This is a genomic window from Streptomyces lavendofoliae (assembly GCF_014649735.1).
GTDB classification, from domain to species: domain Bacteria; phylum Actinomycetota; class Actinomycetes; order Streptomycetales; family Streptomycetaceae; genus Streptomyces; species Streptomyces lavendofoliae.
This window is the reverse complement of record NZ_BMTP01000015.1, coordinates 163322-187706: the sequence shown is the minus strand read 5'-3', so window position 1 is coordinate 187706 and position 24385 is coordinate 163322. Positions and strand designations below refer to the sequence as shown.

Genomic DNA, 24385 nt, shown 5'->3' with positions numbered 1-24385 from the left:
CGCCGCCGAACAATTATTGTGGGGAAGCCCCGCACCTTATGGTGCGGGGCTTTTCTGCGTTCACCGGGTTGTCCGTGTGAGGCGGCGTCAGTTCGTGGGTTCCTGCCCGCACTTGCGGGTCTGCCGGCTCGTCAGTGCCGGTTGGGCATTCCCGCGCGTTCGGGGTATGCTTTATCTCGTTGCCGAGGGGGAAACCCCGAAGCGACAAGCCGGCCCCTATAGCTCAGTCGGCAGAGCGTCTCCATGGTAAGGAGAAGGTCAACGGTTCGATTCCGTTTGGGGGCTCAGAGAACGAAGAAGGCCCCCGCCACTATGGCGGGGGCCTTCTTCGTTTTCCCCTTCCCTCAATCCGTGTGCGGCTCCGGGACCCGCATGGCGAGGATGGCCATGTCGTCCGACGGGGGCTCCGCGGCGAAACGTTCGACCGCCCGCAGGATGCGAGTGGTGACCGCGCCGGCCGTCAGGCCCGTACACGCGGTGAGGACATCGGCGAGGCCGTCGTCGCCGAGCATGCGAGAGCCCTCGCGGCGCTCGGTGACGCCGTCGGTGACGCACAGCAGGACGTCGCCCGGATCGAGCGTGACGGTCTCCTCGTACAGCTCCAGGTCGTCGATGACGCCGAGGAGGGGCTGTGGCTCGGCGGCCGGTTCGACCGTTCCGTCCTGGCGGAGGCGCAGCGGGAGCGGGTGGCCGGCGCAGACGACCTTGAGGAGGGCGCTGCCGTCCTCCTGGGGCCACAGCTCGCCGTAGAGGAGGGTGAGGAAGCGGCTGCGGGCGCCCTCGTCGAGGATCGCGGCGTTCAGGCGCTCCAGGACCGCCGGTCCGCCGAGGCCCTCGCGGGCCAGCAGGCGCAGGGCGTGGCGGGCCAGGCCGGTGACGGCGGCGGCTTCCGGGCCCGTACCGCAGACGTCGCCGATGGCGAAGCCGTAGGCGTTGTCGTGGATGGGGAAGAGGTCGTAGAAGTCGCCGCCGACCTCGTTGCCCTCGCCGGCCGCGCGGTAGATGACGTCGACCTCGACACCGGGGATCCGGGGGAGGCCCGGGGGCAGCAGGCTGCGCTGGAGGGACTGGCTGATGGCCATGCGCTCCGAGTACAGGCGGGCGTTGTCCAGGGCGAGGGCGGCCCGGCGGGAGAGGTCCTCGGCGAGCTCCAGGATCTCCTGGCGGAAGTGGTCGTCGGAGGGCTTGCCCAGGGTCAGCATGCCGATGACGCGGTTGCGGGCCACCAGCGGGAGGACGACGGTCTCTCCGCCGACCGCTGCGGCCGTGGCCCGTGACGTACCGATGCCGGAGGAGACCGGGCTGGAGGCGAGGCCCAGCTCGCGCATGGAGGTGCGCAGCGCCGCCTGGCGGGCGGCGTCGGCGGGGGCCGTCCAGACGCTGGCGCCGGGGGAGGGGACCGGCTCGGGCGGGGGGATTTTGGAGAGGAGGGCCTTGAGTCCGTCGATGCGCTCCTCGTCCTCGTGGAGGACGTAGGAGAGGTAGGGATCGGACGTCGGGTCGGCGATGGTGTAGACGGCGCACCAGGTCGCGAGGGTGGGCACCGTCATCTGTGCCATCAGCGCCAGGGTCTGGTCGCGGTCGAGGGTGCCGGCGAGCAGGTCGGACGCCTCGACGAGGAAGCTGAGGGAGCCGCGGCGGAGGCGTTCCAGTTCGCCGAGGCGGGCGGACTCGACGGCGAGGGCGATGCGGTCGGCGGCGAACTGGAGACGGAGGGCCTCCTCGTTCGTGTACCGGCGGGCGGCCTCGGCGGCGACTCCGAGTGAGCCGGTGAGGCGGCCCTCGACCTTGAGGGGGACGGTGACGACCGAGCGCATGCCGGTGCCGTTGAGGAGCGGGACGGCGCCGGGGACGGCCGTGAGGTCCTCGTGGACGGCGGGCATGCGGGCGGAGGAGTAGCGGCCGGTGCCGGCGGCCTCGACGGGGACGCGCGCGAAGCGCTGGCGGGCCGAGGGGAGGCCGGTGGTGGCGCGTACTTCCAGCTCGGTCTCGTCGTCGGTGGCGAGGAGGAGGAAGGCGGCGTCGCCGTCGAGCATGTCGCGGGCGCGCTCGACGGTCCGCTGGAGGAGGCCGTCGAGGTCGTCGGGGGCGGGGGAGCCGATGAAGACCTCGAAGGGGTCGGTGGCGCGGCTCTCCTTGCTGGAGTCGACCGGGGTGCGGGCCGGGGACTGCAGGACGGCGCGTTCGTAGTCCCGTACCAGGAGGCAGACGGTGGACGGTTCGCCGTTGGTGTCGCGTACGCGCAGGTGGGAGGCGTAGACGGGGATGACGCGGCCGTCGGTGCCGCGAATGCCGTAGCTGCCCTCCCAGCGGGAGAGGCGGAGGGCCTCGGCGATACCGGTGCCGATGCCGGGGGTGTGGGGCCAGGCCGCGAGGTCGCCCAGCGGCTTGCCGACGACCTGGTCGGCGGCGTACCCGAAGAGGTGCCGGGCGTCCTCGTTCCAGGCGGTGATCGCGCCGTGGCGGTCGATCTGGGCCACGGCGACGCGGACCCGTTCGTCGGTGACCGGGAGGAGCTCGGTGGGCACCACGGGGCCGGCGGAGCGGGTGCCGACGGGGCGTTCGGGGAGGTCGAGCTGGAACCAGACGTGCTTGCGGGTGGGGGCGTAGTCGACGCCCCAGCGGGAGGCGAGGGCGGCGCACAGGAGCAGGCCGCGGCCGTTCTCGCTGTCGGGGCTGGCCAGGGAGCGGCCGGTGCCCTGGAGGGGGACCTCGCGCTCGGGGTAGCGGTCGGCGACCTCGATGCGTACGCCGTTCTCGGTGCGCAAGCACAGGACGTCGGCGGCGGTGCCGGCGTGGATGACGGCGTTCGTGACGAGTTCGCTGGTCAGGACGACGGCGTCGTCGACGACGTCGGTGTACCCCCAGCCCTGGAGGGTGTCCCGGACGAAGGCCCGGGCGGTCGCCACGGACCGTCCCACGGGTTCGAAGGTGGCGGCCGCCCGAGCGGTGATCACAGAACTCCTCGTACGCGTCTCGACGCCCGGCTCTGCCATGATCGGCTCCTGTCCCTCCCCGTGCCCGTGGTCCCGCAGCGTCGCGCCGCCCCTGCCGGGCGGACCGGGGCGGTTGGACAGCCGGATGCCAGGTTACTTACCTTCGCGGTCCGGGCGGATGGTGGTCACCGCTGTTTCCGTCCCCCGAGGGCGGGGACGTTATGCGAAGCTGCCGAACTGTTATGGCCTGGTTCTGTCGTGGTGAAACACTGGGAAGGCTTCCGGCGACAGCGGGAGCGGCAATGCCCGAGCAGTACGGTCAACCCCTTCGGGAGGGACACGGTGGAGTCTGGCGTGACGGCGCGGGGCGGTAGCACGCGCGCGAAGGGCGGACGGCCCCGGAGCGGTGGGACCGTCGAGGTGGACGCCGTCGCTCTCGATCGGCTGCTGGCGGCGCTGGTGTCGATGCGGGACGGCAACTTCCGCAAGCGGCTGACCGTGACCGGCGACGGTGTGATGGCGGAGATCGCCGCCGTCTTCAACGAGGTCGCGGACCGGAAGCTGCACCTGACCGGTGAGCTGCAGCGGGTCCGGCGGACGGTCGGGCGCGAGGGCAAGCTGTCCGAGCGGCTGGAGGTCGGGGCCAGCGAGGGGGCGTGGGCGCAGGCCATCGAGGCCGCGAACGCGCTGGTGGACGACATGACCCGGCCGGTGTCCGAGGTCGGAAGGGTGCTGTCCGCGGTCGCGGAGGGTGACCTCGACCAGCGGATGGAGTTGCGGTCGGAGGGTACGGACGGGGCGGCGCGGCCGCTGCGGGGCGAGTTCCTGAAGGTCGCCCGTACGGTGAACAACCTGGTCGACCAGCTGTCGGCGTTCACCGACGAGGTGACGCGGGTGGCGCTGGAGGTCGGTACCGAGGGCAAGCTGGGCGGCCAGGCGCAGGTCCGGGGCATGTCGGGGTCGTGGAAGGACCTGACGGACTCGGTCAACACGATGGCGTACCGGCTGACCGCCCAGGTCCGTGACATCGCTCTCGTCACGACGGCCGTCGCCAAGGGTGACCTGTCGCGCAAGGTCACCGTTCACGTGGCCGGCGAGATGCTCCAGCTGAAGAACACCGTGAACACGATGGTGGACCAGCTGTCGTCGTTCTCCTCCGAGGTCACGCGCGTGGCGCGTGAGGTGGGTACGGAGGGGGAGCTGGGCGGCCAGGCCGAGGTGCCGGGCGTCGCCGGGGTGTGGAAGGACCTGACCGACTCCGTCAACACGATGGCGGGGAACCTGACGTCCCAGGTGCGGGGCATCGCCGAGGTGACGACGGCGGTCGCCAACGGTGACCTGTCGCAGAAGGTGACGGTCAGCGCGCGGGGCGAGGTGGCGCAGCTCGCCGACACCATCAACCAGATGACCGAGACGCTGCGGACGTTCGCCGACGAGGTGACGCGGGTGGCGAGCGAGGTCGGCGCCGAGGGGCTGCTGGGCGGTCAGGCGCAGGTGCCGGGCGCGGCGGGGACGTGGAAGGACCTCACCGACTCGGTGAACACGGTGTTCCGGAACCTGACGACGCAGGTGCGGGACATCGCGACGGTGACGACGGCGGTGGCGAACGGCGACCTGTCGCAGAAGGTCACCGTGGATGTGGCCGGCGAGATGCTGGAGTTGAAGAACACCGTCAACACGATGGTGGACCAGCTCTCCGCGTTCGGTTCCGAGGTGACCCGGGTGGCGCGCGAGGTGGGCGTCGAGGGTCGGCTGGGGGGCCAGGCGGAGGTGCCGGGCGCGGCGGGGACGTGGAAGGACCTCACCGATTCGGTCAACACGGCGTTCCGCAACCTCACCGGTCAGGTGCGGGACATCGCGCAGGTGACCACGGCGGTCGCGAACGGTGACCTGTCGCAGAAGGTCACCGTCGATGTCGCGGGCGAGATGCTGGAGTTGAAGAACACCGTCAACACGACGGTGGCGCAGCTGTCGTCGTTCGCCGACCAGGTGACGCGGATGGCGCGGGACGTGGGTACGGAGGGCCGGCTCGGCGGCCAGGCCCGGGTGCCGGGGGTGTCCGGCACCTGGAAGGAGCTGACGGACTCCGTCAACTTCATGGCCGGCAACCTCACCTCGCAGGTGCGTCAGATCGCGCAGGTGACGACGGCGGTGGCGCGGGGCGATCTGTCGCAGAAGATCGACGTGGACGCGCGCGGGGAGATCCTGGAGCTGAAGAACACCATCAACACGATGGTGGACCAGCTCTCCGCGTTCGCGGAGCAGGTGACCCGGGTGGCCCGCGAGGTGGGCACGGACGGGCGGCTCGGCGGGCAGGCGCAGGTGCCGGGTGTCGCCGGTGTGTGGCGGGACCTGACGGACTCGGTGAACGGCATGGCCGGGAACCTCACCGCCCAGGTGCGCAACATCGCGCAGGTGGCCACGGCGGTGGCGCGGGGCGATCTGTCGCAGAAGATCGACGTGGACGCGCGCGGCGAGATCCTGGAGCTGAAGAACACCCTCAACACGATGGTGGACCAGCTGTCGAACTTCGCCGAGCAGGTGACGCGGGTGGCCCGTGAGGTGGGCACCGAGGGCATCCTGGGCGGTCAGGCGGAGGTGCAGGGGGTCTCCGGCACCTGGAAGGACCTGACCCAGTCCGTCAACTCGATGGCGAACAACCTCACCTCGCAGGTGCGCAACATCGCCGAGGTGACCACGGCGGTGGCCAAGGGCGACCTGTCGAAGAAGATCACCGTCGACGCGCGCGGGGAGATCCTCGACCTGGTGACCACCGTCAACACGATGGTGGACCAGCTGTCCAACTTCGCCGACGAGGTGACCCGGGTCGCCCGTGAGGTGGGTACGGAGGGCATCCTCGGCGGCCAGGCCCGGGTGCGGGGCGTGACCGGCATCTGGAAGGACCTGAGCGACAACGTCAACGTGATGGCCAACAACCTGACCTCTCAGGTGCGGAACATCTCGCGGGTGTCGTCGGCCGTCGCCAACGGAGACCTGACCAAGAAGGTGACGGTCGAGGCGCGCGGCGAGGTGGCCGAGCTGGCCGACACGGTCAACACGATGGTGACGACGCTGTCCTCGTTCGCCGACGAGGTGACGAGGGTGGCCCGTGAGGTGGGTACGGAGGGGGAGCTGGGCGGTCAGGCCCGGGTGCCGGGCGTCTCGGGCACGTGGAAGGACCTGACGGAGTCGGTGAACTCGATGGCGTCCAACCTGACCGGTCAGGTGCGGCAGATCGCCACGGTGACCACCGCCATCGCCAAGGGCGATCTCACCAAGAAGATCGACATCGACGCGCGCGGTGAGATCCAGGAGCTGAAGAACACCATCAACACGATGGTCGACCAGCTGTCGTCGTTCGCCGAGGAGGTCACCCGGGTCGCCCGTGAGGTGGGTACGGAGGGCATCCTCGGCGGCCAGGCCCGGGTGCGGGACGTGGACGGCACCTGGCGCGACCTCACCGAGTCGGTGAACGAGATGGCCGGGAACCTGACCCGGCAGGTGCGGGCGATCGCGGCGGTGGCCACGGCGGTGACCCGCGGCGACCTGAACCTCAAGATCGACGTGGACGCGGCGGGCGAGATCCAGGTCCTCCAGGACAACATCAACACGATGATCGCCAACCTGCGGGACACGACCCTGGCCAACGAGGAGCAGGACTGGCTCAAGGGCAACCTGGCGCGGATCTCGGGTCTCATGCAGGGCCGGCGCGACCTCGACGACGTGGCCTCGCTGATCATGAGCGAGCTGACCCCGGTCGTCTCGGCGCAGCACGGCGCGTTCTTCCTGGCGATGCCGACCGGCGGCGGCAACGAGATCGGGGCGGACGAGGACGGCTCGTACGAGCTGGTCATGCGCGGGAGCTACGGGTACTCGTCCGGGGCGATGCCCACGTCGTTCCGGCCGGGCGAGACGCTGATCGGGACGGCGGCCGAGGAGAAGCGCACCATCCAGGTCAATGTGCCGCCGGGGTACCTGCGGATCTCCTCCGGCCTGGGGGAGGCGGCCCCGGCGCATGTGATCGTGCTGCCGGTGCTGTTCGAGGGGAAGGTCCTCGGGGTGATCGAGCTGGCGTCGTTCCAGCCCTTCACGCAGATCCAGCGCGACTTCCTCAACCAGATCGCCGAGATGATCGCCACGAGCGTCAACACCATCAGCGTCAACACCAAGACCGAGGTGCTGCTCAAGCAGTCGCAGGAGCTGACGGAGCAGCTGCGTGAGCGCTCGGCCGAACTGGAGAGCCGTCAGAAGGCACTTCAGGACTCCAACGCCGAACTGGAGGAGAAGGCCGAGCTGCTGGCGCAGCAGAACCGCGACATCGAGGTGAAGAACACCGAGATCGAGGAGGCGCGGCAGGTGCTGGAGGAGCGGGCGGAGCAGCTCGCGGTCTCCATGCGCTACAAGTCGGAGTTCCTGGCGAACATGTCGCACGAGCTGCGTACGCCGCTGAACTCGCTGCTGATCCTGGCGAAGCTGCTGGCGGACAACGCCGACGGGAATCTGTCGCCGAAGCAGGTCGAGTTCGCCGAGACGATCCACGGCGCGGGCTCCGACCTGCTCCAGCTGATCAACGACATCCTGGACCTGTCGAAGGTCGAGGCGGGCAAGATGGACGTGAGCCCGACGCGGATCGCGCTGGTGCAGCTCGTCGACTACGTGGAGGCGACCTTCCGGCCGCTGACCGCCGAGAAGGGGCTCGACTTCTCGGTGCGGGTCTCGCCGGAGCTGCCCGCGACGCTCCACACCGACGAGCAGCGGCTCCTCCAGGTGCTGCGCAATCTGCTGTCGAACGCGGTGAAGTTCACCGACAGCGGGGCGGTCGAGCTGGTGATCCGGCCGGCCAGGGCGGATGTGCCGCAGTCGATCCGGGAGCAGCTGCTGGAGGCCGGGTCGCTGCGCGAGCCGGAGGGTGACCTGATCGCCTTCTCGGTGACGGACACCGGTATCGGTATCGCGGCCAGCAAGATGCGCGTGATCTTCGAGGCGTTCAAGCAGGCGGACGGGACGACCAGCCGCAAGTACGGCGGTACGGGGCTGGGGCTGTCGATCAGCCGGGAGATCGCCCGCCTGCTGGGCGGCGAGATCCACGCGGCGAGCGAGCCGGGCCGCGGGTCCACCTTCACGCTGTACCTGCCGCTGCACCCGAGCGAGCTGCCGCCGCAGGGCTACGGCCACGGGCAGGGGCCCGACCTCCACCACGGCGGCGACGAGGGCGCCTTGGACGTGCACGGGCTGCCGGCCGCGGGCCCGGGTGCCGACCGCTCCGAGGGGCGCTCGGGAGTGGGCGCCCTGTTCCGGCACCGGCGCAGGGCGGCCTTGGGGGCCGCGAAGCAGCGGACGGGCCAGCCGGGCCAGCCGGGTCCCGGTCAGCCCGGCCAGTTCGGGCAGCCGGGCCAGGCAGGCCAGCCGTCCGGGCCGGCGGAGGCGTGGCCCGCGGCCGGCCAGGAGGCGCACGAGCCGAGGCGCAGCTTCGAGTTCCACGGCGAGAAGGTGCTGATCGTCGACGACGACATCCGCAACGTCTTCGCGCTCACCAGCGTGCTGGAGCAGCACGGGCTGTCGGTGCTGTACGCGGAGAACGGCCGCGAGGGCATCGAAGTGCTGGAGCAGCACGACGATGTGACGGTCGTCCTGATGGACATCATGATGCCCGAGATGGACGGCTATGCCACGACCACCGCGATCCGCCGCATGCCGCAGTTCGCCGGCCTGCCGATCATCGCGCTCACCGCGAAGGCCATGAAGGGCGACCGGGAGAAGGCGATCGAGTCGGGCGCTTCCGATTACGTTACGAAGCCGGTGGATCCGGATCATCTGCTCGCCGTGATGGAGCAGTGGATGAGCGGAGAGTGAGCGCCGGCTGGGGAAAACCTGGCGAGTTGTTGACGGACTGTGGTCGAAAGCGTGTGAGAGGGCGCGATTCGGGGAACCTTCTGGTCTCCCACCGCGTTTCCGCTACGTGCACAGTGACATCGCGGTGACAGGGTGTGGTGACAGGCGGGGTGCGGCTACCATGACCGGCACAAGGACGGACGGCGCAAGGGAGTCGTCCCCTGGGGCGGCGCCCGGCCAACTGCCGGGGCGAGGAGGACGGGCCATGGTGCAGAAGGCCAAGATCCTCCTGGTCGATGACCGACCGGAGAATCTGCTGGCGCTGGAGGCCATCCTCTCTGCGCTCGATCAGACGCTGGTGCGGGCATCGTCAGGGGAGGAAGCGCTCAAAGCGCTGCTGACGGACGACTTCGCGGTCATTCTGCTGGACGTCCAGATGCCAGGAATGGACGGTTTCGAGACCGCCGCGCACATCAAGCGTCGGGAACGGACACGGGACATCCCGATCATCTTCCTGACGGCGATCAACCACGGCCCGCACCACACCTTCCGGGGATACGCGGCGGGGGCCGTCGACTACATCTCCAAGCCGTTCGACCCCTGGGTGCTGCGCGCCAAGGTGTCGGTCTTCGTCGAGCTCTACATGAAGAACTGTCAGCTCCGCGAGCAGGCCGCGCTGCTGCGGCTCCAGCTCGAGGGCGGCGGTCAGGGCGGAACCGTCAAGGAGTCCCCCGGCCTGCTGGCCGAACTGTCCGCCCGGCTCGCGGCGGTCGAGGAGCAGGCGGAGGCGCTGTCCAAGCAGCTCGACGACGAGTCGGCGGACGCCGCGGCCGTCGCCACCGCCGCCCATCTGGAACGCAAACTCACCGGGCTGCGCAGGGCGCTGGACGCGCTCGAACCGGGGACCGGGAGCGGCGGCCCACCGCTGCCGCAGAACCAGAACTGACCGTCAGACCGAGCTGGGCGGGCCCGGCCCACCACCCGAGGGCGGCCCGCCTCGCCCTCCTGTTGAGTGCGCGTCAGCTCCGCGTCACTCTCCGGACGACACGAACGGGTGAAGCGGTAGGCACGCGTGTCCACCGCGCCCCACACCGGTAACCTCACCACCATGGCCTCACGTACGTCCGGCAAGGGTTCCCAGGGCGCGGCGGGCACCGCGCGGCCGCGCGCCGCCCGTACGACTGCCGCGGCGAAGAGGGCCGCCCCGGCGAAGCCCCCGATGAAGAAGACCGCGCCCGTGAAGGCGGCCAAGCCGGCCGCCAGGAGCGCGAAGAAGGCACCCGCCCGGAAGCCCGCGGCGAGGCGGGCCGCACCCAGGACGGCGTCCTCACCGACGGCGGGCGTCTACCGGCTCGTGCGCGCCCTCTGGCTGGGCCTGGCCCACGCCGTGGGCGCGATGCTCCGCGGCATAGGGCGCGGCGCCAAGGGACTCGACCCGGCGCACCGCAAGGACGGCCTGGCCCTGCTGCTGCTCGGCATCGCCCTGATCGTCGCCGCCGGCACCTGGGCCAACCTCCAGGGCCCGGTCGGCGACCTCGTCGAGATGCTGGTGACCGGTGCCTTCGGCCGGCTCGACCTGCTCGTCCCGCTCCTCGTCGGCACCATCGCCATCCGGCTGATCCTCCACCCCGAGCAGCCCGAGGCCAACGGGCGCATCGTGATCGGGCTGTCCGCCCTCGTCATCGGCGTGCTCGGCCAGGTCCACATCGCCTGCGGCTCGCCGGGGCGGGACCTGGGCAGCGAGGCGGTGCGCGACGCGGGGGGACTGATCGGCTGGGCCGCCTCCAAGCCGCTGATCTTCATGATGGGCGAGGTCCTCGCCGTACCGATGCTGGTCCTGCTCACCGTCTTCGGGCTGCTCGTCGTCACGGCGACACCCGTCAACGCCATTCCGCAGCGGCTGAGGGCGCTCGGTGTGCGGCTGGGGATCGTCGAGCCCGCGCCCGGCGAGCTGGGCCCGGACGACGAGCGGTACGACGACCAGTGGCGCGAGGCGCTGCCCGCCCGCTCGCGGCGGGCCGGCGCGCACCCCGGGGCGTACGCCCCCGACGGCGCCGAGGAGGAGGCGCTCACGCGGCGCAGGCGGCCCCGGAAGGCAGCCGCGCCCTCGGAGGCGGACCACGACCGGCCCCTGGACGCGGTGGACGTGGCAGCGGCGGCGGCCGCCGCGCTGGACGGGGCCGTGCTCAACGGCATGCCGCCCTCCCCGGTGGTCGCCGACCTGACGCGGGACGTGACCGGCGACCGAGACCGGGACGCGCGCGACGCCCGGGCCGCGGGCGGTGCCCGGGCGGGCGACACCGGGGCTGCCCGCGGTGGCCGTGGCGGCCGGGCGGCCGGTGACGCCGGCTCGGTACCGCCCGCCCGGGACGAGCGGGCGCCCGGCGGTCTCGTACCCGACCTCACCAAGCCGGCGCCCGTGCGCGACGAGCCGCAGGACCTGCCGGCGCGCGCCGAGCAGCTCCGGCTCGCCGGGGACATCACGTACGCCCTCCCGTCGCTCAACCTCCTGGAGCGCGGCGGCCCCGGCAAGACGCGCAGCGCCGCCAACGACGCCATCGTCGCGTCGCTGACGAACGTGTTCTCGGAGTTCAAGGTCGACGCCGCCGTCACCGGCTTCACGCGCGGCCCGACGGTCACCCGGTACGAGGTGGAGCTCGGCCCGGCCGTGAAGGTCGAGCGGATCACGGCGCTGACGAAGAACATCGCGTACGCCGTCGCCAGCCCCGACGTGCGGATCATCTCGCCGATCCCCGGCAAGTCCGCCGTGGGCATCGAGATCCCCAACACCGACCGCGAGATGGTCAACCTCGGCGACGTGCTGCGCCTCGCGGACGCCGCCGAGGACGACCACCCGATGCTGGTCGCGCTCGGCAAGGACGTCGAGGGCGGTTACGTGATGGCCAACCTCGCGAAGATGCCGCACATCCTGGTCGCCGGTGCCACCGGCTCCGGCAAGTCGTCGTGCATCAACTGCCTGATCACCTCGGTGATGATAAGGGCGACCCCCGAGGACGTACGGATGGTGCTCGTCGACCCCAAGCGGGTCGAGCTGACCGCCTACGAGGGCATCCCGCACCTGATCACCCCGATCATCACCAACCCCAAGCGGGCCGCCGAGGCCCTCCAGTGGGTCGTGCGGGAGATGGACCTGCGCTACGACGACCTCGCGGCGTACGGCTACCGGCACATCGACGACTTCAACGCCGCCGTACGCGCCGGCAAGGTCAAGCCGCCGGAGGGCAGCGAGCGAGAGCTCCAGCCCTACCCGTACCTCCTGGTCATCGTCGACGAGCTGGCCGACCTGATGATGGTGGCGCCCAGGGACGTCGAGGACGCGATCGTGCGCATCACCCAGCTCGCCCGGGCCGCCGGTATCCACCTGGTCCTCGCCACGCAGCGCCCGTCGGTGGACGTCGTCACGGGCCTGATCAAGGCGAACGTGCCGTCCCGGCTCGCCTTCGCCACCTCCTCGCTCGCCGACAGCCGGGTCATCCTGGACCAGCCGGGCGCCGAGAAGCTGATCGGCAAGGGCGACGGGCTGTTCCTGCCGATGGGGGCCAACAAGCCGGTCCGCATGCAGGGCGCCTTCGTGACCGAGGAGGAGGTCCAGGCGGTCGTACGGCACTGCAAGGACCAGATGGCGCCCGTCTTCCGGGACGACGTCACGGTGGGCACGAAGCAGAAGAAGGAGATCGACGAGGACATCGGCGACGACCTGGACCTGCTGTGCCAGGCCGCCGAACTGGTCGTCTCCACCCAGTTCGGCTCGACCTCCATGCTCCAGCGCAAGCTGCGCGTCGGCTTCGCCAAGGCGGGACGGCTGATGGACCTGATGGAGTCGCGCAACATCGTCGGACCCAGCGAGGGGTCCAAGGCGCGGGACGTCCTTGTCAAACCCGATGACCTGGATGGAGTACTCGCCGTCATCCGTGGCGAGTCGGAGGGGTAGGGCTGCTGGGATGAGCCCAGTCGTGTGGGAACCGTGAGCAACCGTTTCCCTCCGCCGTACGTCAAGTTGGAAGGAGGGGCGGGAGCGGTTGTCCCGTCCGTCGGACGCCGGGCCATTCCGATGGCGTACAAACTGCGTCCGCCCGGTTGCCCCACCCTTTCGTACCACCCATAGACTGAACCTCCAGCAGGTGGTTACACGCTCGAAAGGCGCCCTCGTGTCCATCGGCAACTCTCCCGAAGACGACCGTCCTTCGACTCCCGACCTCTCGGACGATCCGCGTGCCGCGGCTGCCGGGTCCGCCAAGGGTGTCGCGGACGTCCCCGACGCTCCCGAGGACGACCGGCCCTCGATCGGCCGTGCGCTGCGGCAGGCACGCATCGACGCCGGCCTGACCGTCGAGGAGGTCAGCACCTCCACGCGCGTCCGCATCCCGATCGTGCACGCGATCGAGGAGGACGACTTCTCGCGGTGCGGCGGTGACGTGTACGCCCGTGGCCACGTCCGCACGCTCGCCCGCGCGGTGGGGCTCGACCCCGCGGTCCTGGTCGGGCAGTACGACGCCGAGCACGGCGGCCGTCCGTCGCCCACGCCCGCCGCGCCGCTGTTCGAGGCCGAGCGCATCCGCCCCGAGCGGCGACGGCCCAACTGGACCGCCGCCATGGTCGCCGCGATCGTCGCGGTGATCGGCTTCGTCGGCTTCACCCTGTTCAACGGGGAGGGCGGCGGCTCCCGGGCGCACGTCGCCGAGGGCCCGGCCCCCGCGCACAAGGCCACCGGCAAGCCGAAGCCGCCCAAGGCGGTCGCCCCGCCGCCCGCGCCGTCGGAGAGCGCCATCGCCGCCGCGCCCAAGGACAAGGTGACGGTCAAGCTCACCGCGACCGACGACAAGAGCTGGATCTCCGTCAAGGAGCGGAACGGCAAGCTCCTCTTCGACGGGCTGCTCCTCGAGGGCACCTCCAAGACCTTCCAGGACGACGAGCGCCTCGACCTCATCCTCGGCAACGCCGGGGCGATCGAGCTCTTCGTGAACGGCAAGAAGATCGAGGACGAGTTCGAGTCCGGCCAGGTCGAGCGCCTCACGTACACCAAGGGCGACCCCGAGGTCGGATGACGGCCGCCGGCGGGTCGCCGGGGCCGGTCGCGCCGGGTCGGGCGAACCGGGGCGTGCGGGTCCCGGCCCGGTGGGCGCGGTCGTCGGCCCGGTGCGTGGGCGGGACTCCCCCCGCGGTAGGCGGTCGAGATCGAGCACGAGGTGGTGATCCCCCGGGGCGGGCTTCCGCCCCGGGGGATCGTCTTCGTCCGGCCTCATCCGGGCCCGATCGGCGGCCGGGGGCGGACCACCGGGTCCGGTGGTTTCCCGGACGGGGCGGCGGGGGGTCGCCCCCCGGCCGTGCGGCGGGACGGGCGCGGCGGCTCCGCGGTGACCCCTGAGCGGCGGGGGTGTCGCTGGGACGAAGTAGTCTTGAGTCCATGCCCGAACGCCGTACCGTCGCCCTTGTCACTCTTGGCTGCGCCCGTAACGAGGTGGACTCGGAGGAGCTCGCAGGCCGCTTGGCAGCGGACGGCTGGGAGCTCGTCGAGGAAGCCGCCGACGCGGACGTCGCGGTCGTCAACACCTGCGGCTTCGTCGAGGCCGCCAAGAAGGACTCCGTCGACGCCCTGCTCGAAGCCAATGACCTCAAGGACCACGGCCGCACCCAGGCCGTCGTCGCCGTCGGCTGCATGGCCGAGCGGTACGGCAAGGAGCTCGCGGAGGCGCTGCCCGAGGCCGACGGCGTGCTCGGCTTCGACGACTACGCCGACATCTCCAGCCGCCTCCGGACCATCCTGAGCGGCGGCAGCGTGGAGGCCCACACCCCGCGTGACCGGCGCAAGCTGCTGCCCCTCAGCCCCGTGCAGAGGCAGGAGGCCGTCGCCGGGGTCGCCCTGCCCGGCCACGCGCAGGAGCCCGCGCCCGCCCCGGCGGACCTTCCCGAGGGCGTGGCACCGGCGTCCGGACCGCGCGCGCCGCTGCGCCGCCGTCTCGACACCAGCCCGGTCGCCTCGGTGAAGCTCGCCTCCGGCTGCGACCGCCGCTGCTCGTTCTGCGCCATCCCGTCCTTCCGCGGCTCCTTCGTGTCCCGGCGCCCCAGCGACGTCCTGGGGGAGACCCGCTGGCTGGCCGAGCAGGGCGTGAAGGAGGTCATGCTGGTCTCCGAGAACAACACCTCGTACGGCAAGGACCTCGGCGACATCCGGCTCCTGGAGACCCTGCTGCCCGAGCTGGCGGCGGTCGACGGGATCGAGCGGGTACGGGTCAGCTACCTCCAGCCGGCCGAGATGCGGCCCGGGCTGATCGACGTCCTGACGTCGACCGAGAAGGTCGCCCCGTACTTCGATCTCTCCTTCCAGCACTCGGCGCCGGACGTGCTGCGCGCCATGCGGCGCTTCGGGGACACCGACCGGTTCCTGGAACTGCTGGAGACCATCCGGGGCAAGGCCCCGCAGGCCGGTGTGCGGTCCAACTTCATCGTCGGGTTCCCCGGCGAGCGCGAGGAGGACTTCGCGGAGCTGGAACGCTTCATCACGCACGCCCGGCTCGACGCCATCGGCGTGTTCGGCTACTCGGACGAGGACGGCACCGAGGCCGCCGGTTACGCGGACAAGCTCGGCCAGGAGGTCGTCGACGAGCGGCTCGCCCACCTGTCACGGCTCGCCGAGGAGCTGACCGCCCAGCGCGCGGAGGAGCGGCTCGGAGAGACCCTGGAGGTGCTGGTCGAGTCGGTGGACGCGTCGCCGGGCGGCGACGGCGCCGTCGGGCGTGCCGCGCACCAGGCGCCGGAGACCGACGGCCAGGTGGTCTTCACGGCGCCCGGGGGCCTGGTGCCCGGGCGGATGGTCACGGCCAAGGTCGTCGGCACGGAGGGCGTCGACCTCGTGGCCGAGTGCCTTGAGGAGGCGGGCAGATGACCGGAGCCCCGGCATCCGCTGCGGGCGGTACGGGTAGGCCGGCGCCCGGCGGCAAGCTGGGAGCTGCGGCCGTCAATCAGGCCAGCCTGTGGAACATCGCCAACATCCTCACCATGGTGCGGCTGGTGCTCGTGCCGGCGTTCGTGGTGCTCCTGCTCCAGGACGGCGGCTACGACCCGGCGTGGCGCGCCTGGGCGTGGGCGGCGTTCGCCGTCGCCATGATCACCGACATCTTCGACGGCCACCTGGCCCGTGCGTACAACCTGGTCACGGACTTCGGGAAGATCGCCGACCCCATCGCCGACAAGGCGATCATGGCGGCCGGGCTGATCTGCCTCTCGGCCCTCGGTGACCTGCCCTGGTGGGTGACCGGGGTGATCCTCTTCCGCGAGCTGGCCATCACCCTGATGCGGTTCTGGGTGATCCGGCACGGTGTGATTCCGGCCAGTCGCGGCGGCAAGATGAAGACGCTGGCCCAGGGCATGGCGGTCGGAATGTACGTCCTGGCCCTGACCGGGCCGCTGGCGACCCTACGCTTTTGGGTGATGGCGGTGGCCGTCGTGCTGACGGTCGTGACCGGGCTCGACTACGTGCGGCAGGCGGTGGTCCTGCGACGCCAGGGACTCGCCGCCGAGCGGGCGCGACCGCGCTCCGGGACGGAGCCCGGACGATGACGGCGGCGGCGCGCGCTCTGGCCCTCCTTGCGGAGAGTCACCAGACGGTCGCTGTCGCCGAGTCGCTCACCGGTGGCCTGGTGGCGGCGGAACTGACGTCCGTGCCCGGCGCCTCGAAGTCCTTCCGGGGGTCGGTGACGGCGTACGCGACCGCGCTGAAGCGGGATCTGCTCGGCGTTGACGGGGCCTTGCTGGAGCGCCGCGGGGCGGTCGACCCGGACGTGGCGCTGCAGATGGCGGCGGGTGTGCGGGACCGGCTCGCGGCCGGGTGGGGGATCGCGACCACCGGAGTGGCGGGGCCCGAGCCGCAGGACGGACAGCCCGTGGGCACGGTGTACGTGGCCGTCTGCGGGCCGGCCGGCGGGGCCCTCGGTGCGGGCAAAGTGACCGCACTGCGATTGAACGGCGACCGTGCGGAAATTCGTAGAGAGAGTGTACGGAGCGTGCTGGAACTGCTCGTGGGCGAACTCTCGGACAACGCGCGGGCACAGGATACGGAACAGAACGGGGGGAACTGATGTTTGCAGCCCTGAGTGAACACGTCATCGCTCCCCGCACGGCCGCAGCGCGAGGCGGTACGGTGGGGCGTGAAGGATGCGGCTACACGGTCCGAGGAGGGAGCCACCGATGATTCTGCTCCGTCGCCTGTTGGGTGACGTGCTGCGTCGGCAGCGCCAGCGCCAGGGCCGTACTCTGCGCGAAGTCTCCTCGTCCGCCCGAGTTTCGCTCGGCTATCTCTCCGAGGTGGAGCGGGGGCAGAAGGAGGCTTCCTCCGAGCTGCTCTCCGCGATCTGCGACGCGCTTGACGTACGGATGTCCGAGCTCATGCGAGAGGTGAGCGACGAACTCTCGCTGGCTGAGCTGGCCGAATCGGCAGCGGCGAGCGAGCCGGTGCCGGCACCAGTACGCCCGATGCTCAATTCTGTCTCCGTGACGTCGGTGGCGGGTGTGCCGACCGAGCGGGTGACCATCAAGGCACCAGCGGAGGCGGTGGACGTCGTCGCCGCCTGAGCGTTCTCGTCGGCGGCCTCTTCGTCGGTTGTTCCCGTGGGTGTGTTGCCGTGAGCGCGTGCAAGTGCGCTCACGGCACCGCTGTCACAGGGCGCGTGAGGACTTTCTTGGCACGTGCACGTTTTGGGCTGAGCCCCGGTCGGGTACCCGAATGGCCGACCGGGGCTTTCGTTTACTCCGAATGCCCGTTTTAGGTCGTTTGTGTAATGGTGGTCGGGCGTGTGCTCCCGCCGCACGCCGAGAACGGAGGATTCGGAATGTCTGTCGTGAAGAGCCCGCTGTCCGACGCCGACCTGAAGGTGGTCGGTGAAGCCCTGCAGGGCGCGTTGATCGACGCCGTGGACCTGTCCCTCGTGGCCAAGCAGGTGCACTGGAACGTGGTCGGTCCGCGTTTCCGCTCGATCCACCTGCAGCTGGACGAGGTCGTGGCCACCGCCCGCCAGCACTCCGACGTCATGGCGGAGCGCGCGTCGGCCCTCGGCGTCACCCCGGACGGGCGGGCCTCGACGGTCGCGTCCAGCACGGCCATCAAGAACGTGCCGACGGGCTGGATTAAGGACGACGAAGCGGTACAGATCATGGTGGACGCGCTCGTCGTGGTGATCGGCCGTATGAGGGAGCGCATCGAGACCACCGACAAGCCCGACCCGGTGTCGCAGGACCTGCTCATCGCCCTCACCGCGGACCTCGAGAAGCACGCGTGGATGTTCCAGGCGGAGAGCCGCCAGGCGGACAACCCGTGAACCCGTCGAGCGCTGAGGACTAGGGCGTGTCTTTTGGATCAGGCCGGATCAGGGAGCGGGGTCCGGTGCGTGCGGATGCGAGGCGTCGGAGGGAGCCACTGCGGAGCATGGGCGACCGACGACAACGCCGCGGACGCGCGTGCCGGGGCACGCGAGCCCGGCAAGATCCGAAAGACACGCCCTGAGCGCGGGACGGGACGCGGATGAACGGGAGGGTGTGCCGAGCGCCCGGCGTACGCCGGAGGCGCGCAACGGTACGCCCTCCCGTCCTGTGATCGTCCCGGTCTAGCGTCGACCGGAGGAGGCGGCGATGGTACGGCGACGAGTTCCGCTGCCGGCGCTCGCAATGGTGCTGGTAGTCGTGGTGGGCGGGCTGTGGTGGTGGGCGGTGCTGAGACTGGCGCTGGCGCCCGGACAGGCCGGGATGGTGGAAGCGACCGTCGCGGCCGGCGGTTGGGGCCTGAGTTTGCTGCCCGTCCACGTGGCCTCGGCCCGTACGAACCCCGCGACGGCCGGGGGTACCCCGTCGCCGGTGACGCGGGGCGTCACCGCGTGGCTGCGCCGCCGTTCGGACGCGGTACGCCCCGGGCGGTCGTGAGGGAGCGGGCGCCGGCCGTACGTCGTCCGGCGGCCCGTCAGCCCGGCCGGCCGTCCGGACCGGGACCGGACTGGCAGCCGGGGCACCAGTAGGACACCCGGTCCCGTCCGACCTCGTCCTGGCGGCGGACGAGGGTGCCGCAGCGGTAACAGGGGTGGTTCTTACGGCTGTACACGTACAGCTTCCGGTCCGGGCGGTCGGTGGTGAGGATCGTCCGGCGGTCGAAGCGCTCCTTGTTCGCCTCCAAAAGGCGGTGGGCGGCGGCGACCAGCTTCTCGGGGACGCCCGGCGGCAGTTCTCCGACCGGGAGCCAGGGCGTGACCCTGGCCATGAACGCCAGCTCGCACTTGTAGACGTTGCCGATGCCCGCGAGATTCCGCTGGTCGAGGAGGGCCTCGCCCAGGGGCCGCGCGGGATCGGCGCACACCCGGCGCACGGCCTCCTCGGCGTCCCAGTCCGGGCCCAGGAGGTCGGGGCCGAGGTGGCCCACGACGGACGGCTCCTCGCTCGTGCGGATCAGCTCGAGGACCGGGAGGCGGTAGCCGACGGCGGTGTGGGTGTCGGTCCCGAGGATGGCCCTGATCTGGTGGTCGGGTCCGCCGTTCCAGCGCTCCCCGGGGGTGTAGAGGCGCCAGGAGCCGTCCATCCGGAGGTGGGAGTGGAGGGTGAGGCCGCCCTCGATGCGGGTGAGGAGGTGCTTGCCGCGCGGGGTCACGTCGAGCAGGGTCCGGCCGGTGACGTCGACGGTCGCCAGACGCGGGACGCGGAGGTCCGAGCGCGTCAGGAGCTTGCCCGCGAGGGCGGTGTGCAGGCGACGGGCGGTCAGCCAGATGGTGTCTCCTTCGGGCATGGCTCCATCATGCGGGACGCGCGGCGGTGGGGGCCGGGTCGGGGGCGGACGCGCGGGCCCAGTGCGCGGGGTGGACACGGCCGGGTGCGTGGTCCGGGTGCGCGCTGCGGGTCAGGCGCGCAGGCGCAGACCGCGCGGGGTCGCGTGGAAGCCCGCCGTTTCCAGTGAGCGGGACAGGGGGGAGGTCAGGGCCGCGCCGCCGTTGATCCGCTCCACCGTGACGGTGCCGAGGGAACCGGCCCGGGCGGCTGCCGCGAGGGCCTCGGCGGCGGCCCCGAGGGCCGGATCGTCCGGCTCGTCCGCCCAGGACAGCACGGACTTGCCGCCCCGCTCCACGTAGAGGGTGAGTTCGCCGTCGACGAGGACGACGAGGGCGCCCGCCTTGCGGCCGGGTTTGTGGCCGGCGCCGGCGGGGGGCTCCGGCCAGGGGAGGGCCGCGCCGTACGCGTTCGCCGGGTCGGCCGCGGCGAGGACGACCGCGCGCGGGGCGGCGCCCGGCTCGGCCCGGTCACGGGCGTTGGCCGCCGCGCGGAGGCGGTCGACGGCCCCGTCCATGGCGAACTGGGCCGCTCCGAGCCCCTCGACGACGTAGCCGCGCCGGGCCTGGCCGGTGTCCTCGAAGGCGGACAGGACGCGGTACGTCGCCGAGAAGCCGCCCTCCACACCCTCGGCGGCCACCGCGCCGCGCGTGACCACGCCGTGCCGGTCCAGCAGGGTGCGCGCCAGGGCGTGGGCCCGGTGGGTGGGCTCCGGCTCCGGCGGCGGGAGGAGGGCCCAGCGGCCGCTGACGGTGGGCGGGCCGGAACGGGAGGCCGTGCGGGCGGCGGCGGTCAGGGTGCCGTACCGGCCGCGCGGGACGGTGCGCTTGGCGCGGTGGGCGGTGGAGCCCGCCGTACGGCCCGAGCCGAGCAGGGAGCGCAGCGGCGCCAGCGTGTCGTTGGTCAGCCGGCCCGACCAGGCGAGGTCCCACAGCGCGTCGGCCAGCTGGGGGTCGGTGGCTTCGGGATGAGTGGTGGCACGGACCTGGTCGGCGATCTGGCGGAAGAACAGGCCGTACCCGCCGGAGAGCGTCGCCAGGACCGATTCGTGCAGGGCGGTCAGCTCCAGCGGATGAGGCTGGGGGAGCAGCAGGGGCGCGGCGTCGGCCAGGTAGAGCGAGACCCAGCCGTCCTTGCCGGGCAGGGCGCCCGCCCCGGCCCACACGACCTCGCCCGTGGTGGTCAGCTCGTCGAGCATGGCGGGGCTGTACCCGGCCACGCGGGAGGGCAGGACCAGCTTCTCCAGGGCGGAGGCGGGGACGGACGCGCCCTGCAACTGTTCCACGGCGCGGGCCAGGCCGTCGATCCCGCGCAGGTTGTTGCCGCTCAGATGCTGCCACTGGGGCAGGAAGGTGGCGAGAGCGGCCGGCGGTACCGGTTCCAGCTCGTGCCGGAGGGCGGCGAGCGACCGGCGGCGGAGCCGGCGCAGGACGGCCGCGTCGCACCACTCCTGGCCGATGCCGGACGGGTGGAACTCACCCTGGACGACACGTCCGGCGGCGGCCAGGCGGTGCAGGGCACCGTCGGTGACGGCGGAGCCGAGCCCGAACCGGGCGGCGGCCCGGGCGGACGTGAAGGGGCCGTGTGTGCGCGCGTACCGTGCGAGGAGGTCGCCGAGCGGGTCCTTGACCGGCTCGGTGAACGCCTCGGGGACGCCGACCGGGAGGGCCGTGCCCAGGGCGTCGCGCAGCCGGCCCGCGTCCTCGACGGCCGCCCAGTGGTCGGCGCCCGCGATACGCACCTGGATCGCCCGGCGGGTCCGCGCCAGGTGCCGCGGCCACTCCGCGTCGGCACCGCGCTCGGCGAGCTCGGCGTCCGTGAGCGGACCGAGGACCCGCAGCAGGTCGGCCACGCCCTCCACGTCCTTCACCCGCCGGTCCTCGGTGCGCCACTGGAGCTCGCCCTCCAGCTCGGCCAGCACGTCCGCGTCGAGCAGCTCGCGCAGCTCGGCCTGCCCGAGCAGCTCCGACAGGAGCCGGGAGTCCAGCGACAGCGCGGCGGCCCGCCGCTCGGCGAGCGGGGAGTCGCCCTCGTACAGGAACTGGGCCACGTACCCGAAGAGCAGCGAGCGGGCGAAGGGGGACGGCTCGCGGGTGGTGACCTCCACCAGCCGGACGCGCCGGGACTCGATGTCGCCCATCAGCTCCCTGAGGCCCGGGACGTCGAAAACGTCCTGGAGGCATTCCCGGACCGCTTCAAGGACGATGGGGAACGAACCGAACTCGCTCGCCACCTGGAGCAGCTGCGCGGCACGCTGCCGCTGCTGCCACAGGGGAGTGCGCCTGCCCGGAGTGCGGCGCGGGAGCAGCAGGGCGCGGGCCGCGCACTCGCGGAACCGGGAGGCGAACAGCGCCGAACCGCCGACCTGGTCGGTCACGATCCGGTCGACCTCGTCCTTGTCGAACAGGACGTCGGCGGCGCCCACCGGCGCCTTGTCGTCGTCGTACTCCCTGCCCGGGGCGGCCGGCTCCTGGTCGAGCAAATCCAGGCCCATCAGGTCCGCGTCCGGCAGCCGCAGCACGATGCCGTCGTCGGCGTGCATCACCTGGGCGTCCATGCCGTACCGCTCGGTGAGCCGGGCACCGAGGGCCAGCGCCCAGGGCGCGTGCACCTGCGCGCCGAACGGCGAGTGCACCACCACCCGCCAGTCGCCCAGCTCGTCGCGGAACCGCTCCACCAGAATGGTCCGGTCGTCGGGCACATGACCGCAGGCCTGGCGCTGCTCGTCCAGGTACGCCAGGACGTTGTCCGCCGCCCAGGTGTCCAGACCCGCCGCCAGCAGCCGCGCCCGCGCGTCGTCCGGTGCCAGCGATCCGACCTCGCGCAGGAAGGCGCCCACCGCGCGGCCCAGCTCCAGCGGGCGGCCCAGCTGGTCGCCCTTCCAGAACGGGAGCCGGCCCGGGACCCCGGGAGCGGGGGAGACCAGCACCCGGTCGCGTGTGATGTCCTCGATGCGCCACGACGAGGTGCCCAGGGTGAACACGTCGCCGACGCGCGACTCGTACACCATCTCCTCGTCGAGCTCGCCGACCCGGCCGCCGCCCTTCTTGGGGTCGGAGCCCGCCAGGAACACCCCGAACAGGCCCCGGTCGGGGATCGTGCCGCCGGAGGTGACGGCGAGGCGCTGCGCGCCGGGCCTGCCGGTCACCGCGCCGGTCACCCGGTCCCACACCACGCGCGGGCGCAGCTCCGCGAACGCGTCGGACGGGTACCGCCCGGCGAGCATGTCCAGGACGGCGGTGAACGCCGACTCGGGCAGCGACGCGAACGGTGCGGCCCGCCGCACCAGGGCGAGGAGATCGTCGAACTGCCAGGTGTCCAGGGCCACCATGGCGACCAGCTGCTGGGCCAGCACGTCCAGCGGGTTGGACGGGATCCGCATCGACTCGATGGAACCGGAGCGCATCCGCTCGGTGACGACGGCCGCCTGCACCAGATCGCCCCGGTACTTGGGGAACACCACGCCCGTGGACACGGCGCCCACCTGGTGGCCCGCGCGTCCGACGCGCTGGAGGCCGGAGGCCACCGACGGCGGCGACTCGACCTGGACGACCAGGTCGACCGCGCCCATGTCGATGCCCAGCTCCAGGCTGGAGGTGGCCACCACGGCCGGCAGACGGCCCGCCTTGAGGTCCTCCTCCACCAGCGCCCGCTGCTCCTTGGACACCGAGCCGTGGTGCGCCCGGGCCAGCAGGGGCGGTGCGCCCTGCGCGGCACCGGACTGCGCCATCACCTCGGCGGGCGACCGGTCCTCGGGGAGGGACTCCCCGGTGGCCCGCTCGTAGGCGATCTCGTTGAGCCGGTTGCACAGTCGCTCGGCCAGCCGCCGCGAGTTGGCGAAGACGATCGTCGACCGGTGCGCCTGGACGAGGTCGGCGATCCGCTCCTCGACGTGCGGCCAGATCGACGGGCGCTCGGCCTGGTCCGTGTCCTTCGCGGGCGCCCCTCCCAGCTCGCCCAGGTCCTCGACCGGGACGACCACGGACAGGTCGAACTCCTTGCCCGAGGCGGGCTGGACGATCTCCACCCGGCGCTGCGGCGACAGGTACCGGGCGACTTCGTCCACCGGGCGCACGGTCGCGGAGAGGCCGATGCGGCGGGCCGGGCGCGGCAGCAGCTCGTCGAGCCGCTCCAGGGACAGCGCCAGATGGGCGCCCCGCTTGGTGCCGGCCACCGCGTGCACCTCGTCCAGGATCACCGTCTCGACGCCGGACAGCGCGTCCCGCGTGGCCGAGGTAAGCATCAGGAACAGCGACTCGGGCGTGGTGATCAGGATGTCCGGCGGCCTGGTCGCGAGCGAACGGCGCTCGGCGGCCGGGGTGTCGCCCGAGCGGATGCCCACCCGTACGTCCGGCTCGGGCAGCCCCAGCCGGACGGACTCCTGGCGGATGCCGGTCAGCGGACTGCGCAGGTTGCGCTCCACGTCGACGGCCAGGGCCTTGAGCGGGGAGACGTACAGCACACGGCAGCGCTTCTTGGGGTCGGCGGGCGGCGGGGTGGACGCCAGCCGGTCCAGCGAGGCCAGGAACGCGGCCAGCGTCTTGCCGGACCCGGTCGGCGCGACGACCAGGACGTCCGCGCCCTCCCCGATCGCACGCCAGGCACCCTCCTGGGCCGCGGTGGGCGCGCTGAAGGCCCCCGTGAACCAGCCGCGGGTCGCGGGGGAGAAGGAGTCGAGCGCAGTCCTGGCCATGCCCCCCATCGTGCACCCCGCCACTGACAATCCGGCGCGGCGCCGCCGCCCGGGGCGTCCACGCCCCGGACGCGCCCACCGGCGGCCCGCCGCCCGACGCAGAATG

13 protein-coding genes and 1 tRNA gene are annotated in these 24385 nt (G+C 72.0%); 11 read left to right on the top strand and 3 right to left on the bottom strand.

Annotated elements, in window-relative coordinates:
• Nucleotides 1-212 precede the first annotated feature (212 nt).
• Nucleotides 213-285: transfer RNA gene (locus tag IE109_RS26190), tRNA-Thr, on the top strand.
• Nucleotides 286-344: 59 nt separating this feature from the next.
• On the opposite strand, the gene IE109_RS26185 is transcribed toward IE109_RS26190, so the two are convergent.
• Nucleotides 345-2996 (bottom strand): SpoIIE family protein phosphatase, encoded by a 2652-nt coding sequence (locus tag IE109_RS26185; RefSeq protein ID WP_189553794.1) that lies wholly within the window; start codon nucleotides 2994-2996, stop codon nucleotides 345-347.
• Between the two features lie 282 nt (nucleotides 2997-3278).
• Here IE109_RS26185 and IE109_RS26180 point away from each other — a divergent pair, with 282 nt between their 5' ends.
• The 10 genes from IE109_RS26180 to IE109_RS26135 all read left to right on the top strand — a co-directional run bounded on the left by IE109_RS26180 (nucleotide 3279) and on the right by IE109_RS26135 (nucleotide 18698).
• The gene (locus tag IE109_RS26180) at nucleotides 3279-8789 is read left to right on the top strand and encodes a HAMP domain-containing protein (protein WP_229891554.1); all 5511 of its coding nucleotides are present in this window, start codon (nucleotides 3279-3281) and stop codon (nucleotides 8787-8789) included.
• A 244-nt stretch (nucleotides 8790-9033) separates the two neighbouring features.
• Nucleotides 9034-9714, top strand: a complete 681-nt coding sequence (locus IE109_RS26175; RefSeq protein WP_189553792.1) for a response regulator — start codon at nucleotides 9034-9036, stop codon at nucleotides 9712-9714.
• Nucleotides 9715-9876: 162 nt separating this feature from the next.
• Nucleotides 9877-12720, top strand: a complete 2844-nt coding sequence (locus tag IE109_RS26170; protein WP_189553791.1) for a DNA translocase FtsK — start codon at nucleotides 9877-9879, stop codon at nucleotides 12718-12720.
• A gap of 217 nt (nucleotides 12721-12937) precedes the next feature.
• A complete protein-coding gene (locus tag IE109_RS26165) occupies nucleotides 12938-13834 on the top strand; it encodes a helix-turn-helix domain-containing protein (protein WP_373297776.1) in 897 nt (298 codons plus the stop codon).
• A gap of 359 nt (nucleotides 13835-14193) precedes the next feature.
• Nucleotides 14194-15672 (top strand): 30S ribosomal protein S12 methylthiotransferase RimO, encoded by a 1479-nt coding sequence (gene rimO, locus IE109_RS26160; RefSeq protein ID WP_189553789.1) that lies wholly within the window; start codon nucleotides 14194-14196, stop codon nucleotides 15670-15672.
• Nucleotides 15669-16346: a CDP-diacylglycerol--glycerol-3-phosphate 3-phosphatidyltransferase gene (gene pgsA, locus IE109_RS26155; RefSeq protein WP_189553788.1), complete on the top strand. Its 678-nt coding sequence runs from the start codon at nucleotides 15669-15671 to the stop codon at nucleotides 16344-16346. Before rimO ends, pgsA begins: the two co-directional genes overlap by 4 nt.
• Nucleotides 16343-16864, top strand: coding sequence for a CinA family protein (locus IE109_RS26150; protein WP_189553787.1), 522 nt, complete (start codon nucleotides 16343-16345; stop codon nucleotides 16862-16864). The genes pgsA and IE109_RS26150 overlap by 4 nt, the downstream gene beginning before the upstream one ends.
• A gap of 109 nt (nucleotides 16865-16973) precedes the next feature.
• Entirely contained in the window at nucleotides 16974-17357 is a 384-nt protein-coding gene (locus IE109_RS26145) for a helix-turn-helix domain-containing protein (protein WP_019889909.1), read from the top strand.
• 257 nt (nucleotides 17358-17614) lie between these two features.
• Nucleotides 17615-18100 (top strand): Dps family protein, encoded by a 486-nt coding sequence (locus IE109_RS26140; RefSeq protein WP_189553786.1) that lies wholly within the window; start codon nucleotides 17615-17617, stop codon nucleotides 18098-18100.
• Between the two features lie 310 nt (nucleotides 18101-18410).
• Nucleotides 18411-18698: a hypothetical protein gene (locus IE109_RS26135; protein WP_189553785.1), complete on the top strand. Its 288-nt coding sequence runs from the start codon at nucleotides 18411-18413 to the stop codon at nucleotides 18696-18698.
• Between the two features lie 37 nt (nucleotides 18699-18735).
• On the opposite strand, the gene IE109_RS26130 is transcribed toward IE109_RS26135, so the two are convergent.
• Nucleotides 18736-19548, bottom strand: coding sequence for an Fpg/Nei family DNA glycosylase (locus IE109_RS26130; RefSeq protein WP_189553784.1), 813 nt, complete (start codon nucleotides 19546-19548; stop codon nucleotides 18736-18738).
• Between the two features lie 111 nt (nucleotides 19549-19659).
• Nucleotides 19660-24279, bottom strand: coding sequence for an ATP-dependent helicase (locus IE109_RS26125; protein WP_189553783.1), 4620 nt, complete (start codon nucleotides 24277-24279; stop codon nucleotides 19660-19662).
• Nucleotides 24280-24385 lie beyond the last annotated feature (106 nt).

Coding starts and splice junctions, on each gene's coding strand:
- IE109_RS26150 (WP_189553787.1), top strand. CDS start 16,343: ATGACGGCGGCGGCGCGCGCTCTGGCCCTCCTTGCGGAGAGTCACCAG.
- IE109_RS26145 (WP_019889909.1), top strand. CDS start 16,974: ATGATTCTGCTCCGTCGCCTGTTGGGTGACGTGCTGCGTCGGCAGCGC.
- IE109_RS26140 (WP_189553786.1), top strand. CDS start 17,615: ATGTCTGTCGTGAAGAGCCCGCTGTCCGACGCCGACCTGAAGGTGGTC.
- IE109_RS26185 (WP_189553794.1), bottom strand. CDS start 2,996: ATGGCAGAGCCGGGCGTCGAGACGCGTACGAGGAGTTCTGTGATCACC.
- IE109_RS26130 (WP_189553784.1), bottom strand. CDS start 19,548: ATGCCCGAAGGAGACACCATCTGGCTGACCGCCCGTCGCCTGCACACC.
- rimO (WP_189553789.1), top strand. CDS start 14,194: ATGCCCGAACGCCGTACCGTCGCCCTTGTCACTCTTGGCTGCGCCCGT.
- IE109_RS26170 (WP_189553791.1), top strand. CDS start 9,877: ATGGCCTCACGTACGTCCGGCAAGGGTTCCCAGGGCGCGGCGGGCACC.
- IE109_RS26125 (WP_189553783.1), bottom strand. CDS start 24,279: ATGGCCAGGACTGCGCTCGACTCCTTCTCCCCCGCGACCCGCGGCTGG.
- pgsA (WP_189553788.1), top strand. CDS start 15,669: ATGACCGGAGCCCCGGCATCCGCTGCGGGCGGTACGGGTAGGCCGGCG.
- IE109_RS26135 (WP_189553785.1), top strand. CDS start 18,411: ATGGTACGGCGACGAGTTCCGCTGCCGGCGCTCGCAATGGTGCTGGTA.
- IE109_RS26175 (WP_189553792.1), top strand. CDS start 9,034: ATGGTGCAGAAGGCCAAGATCCTCCTGGTCGATGACCGACCGGAGAAT.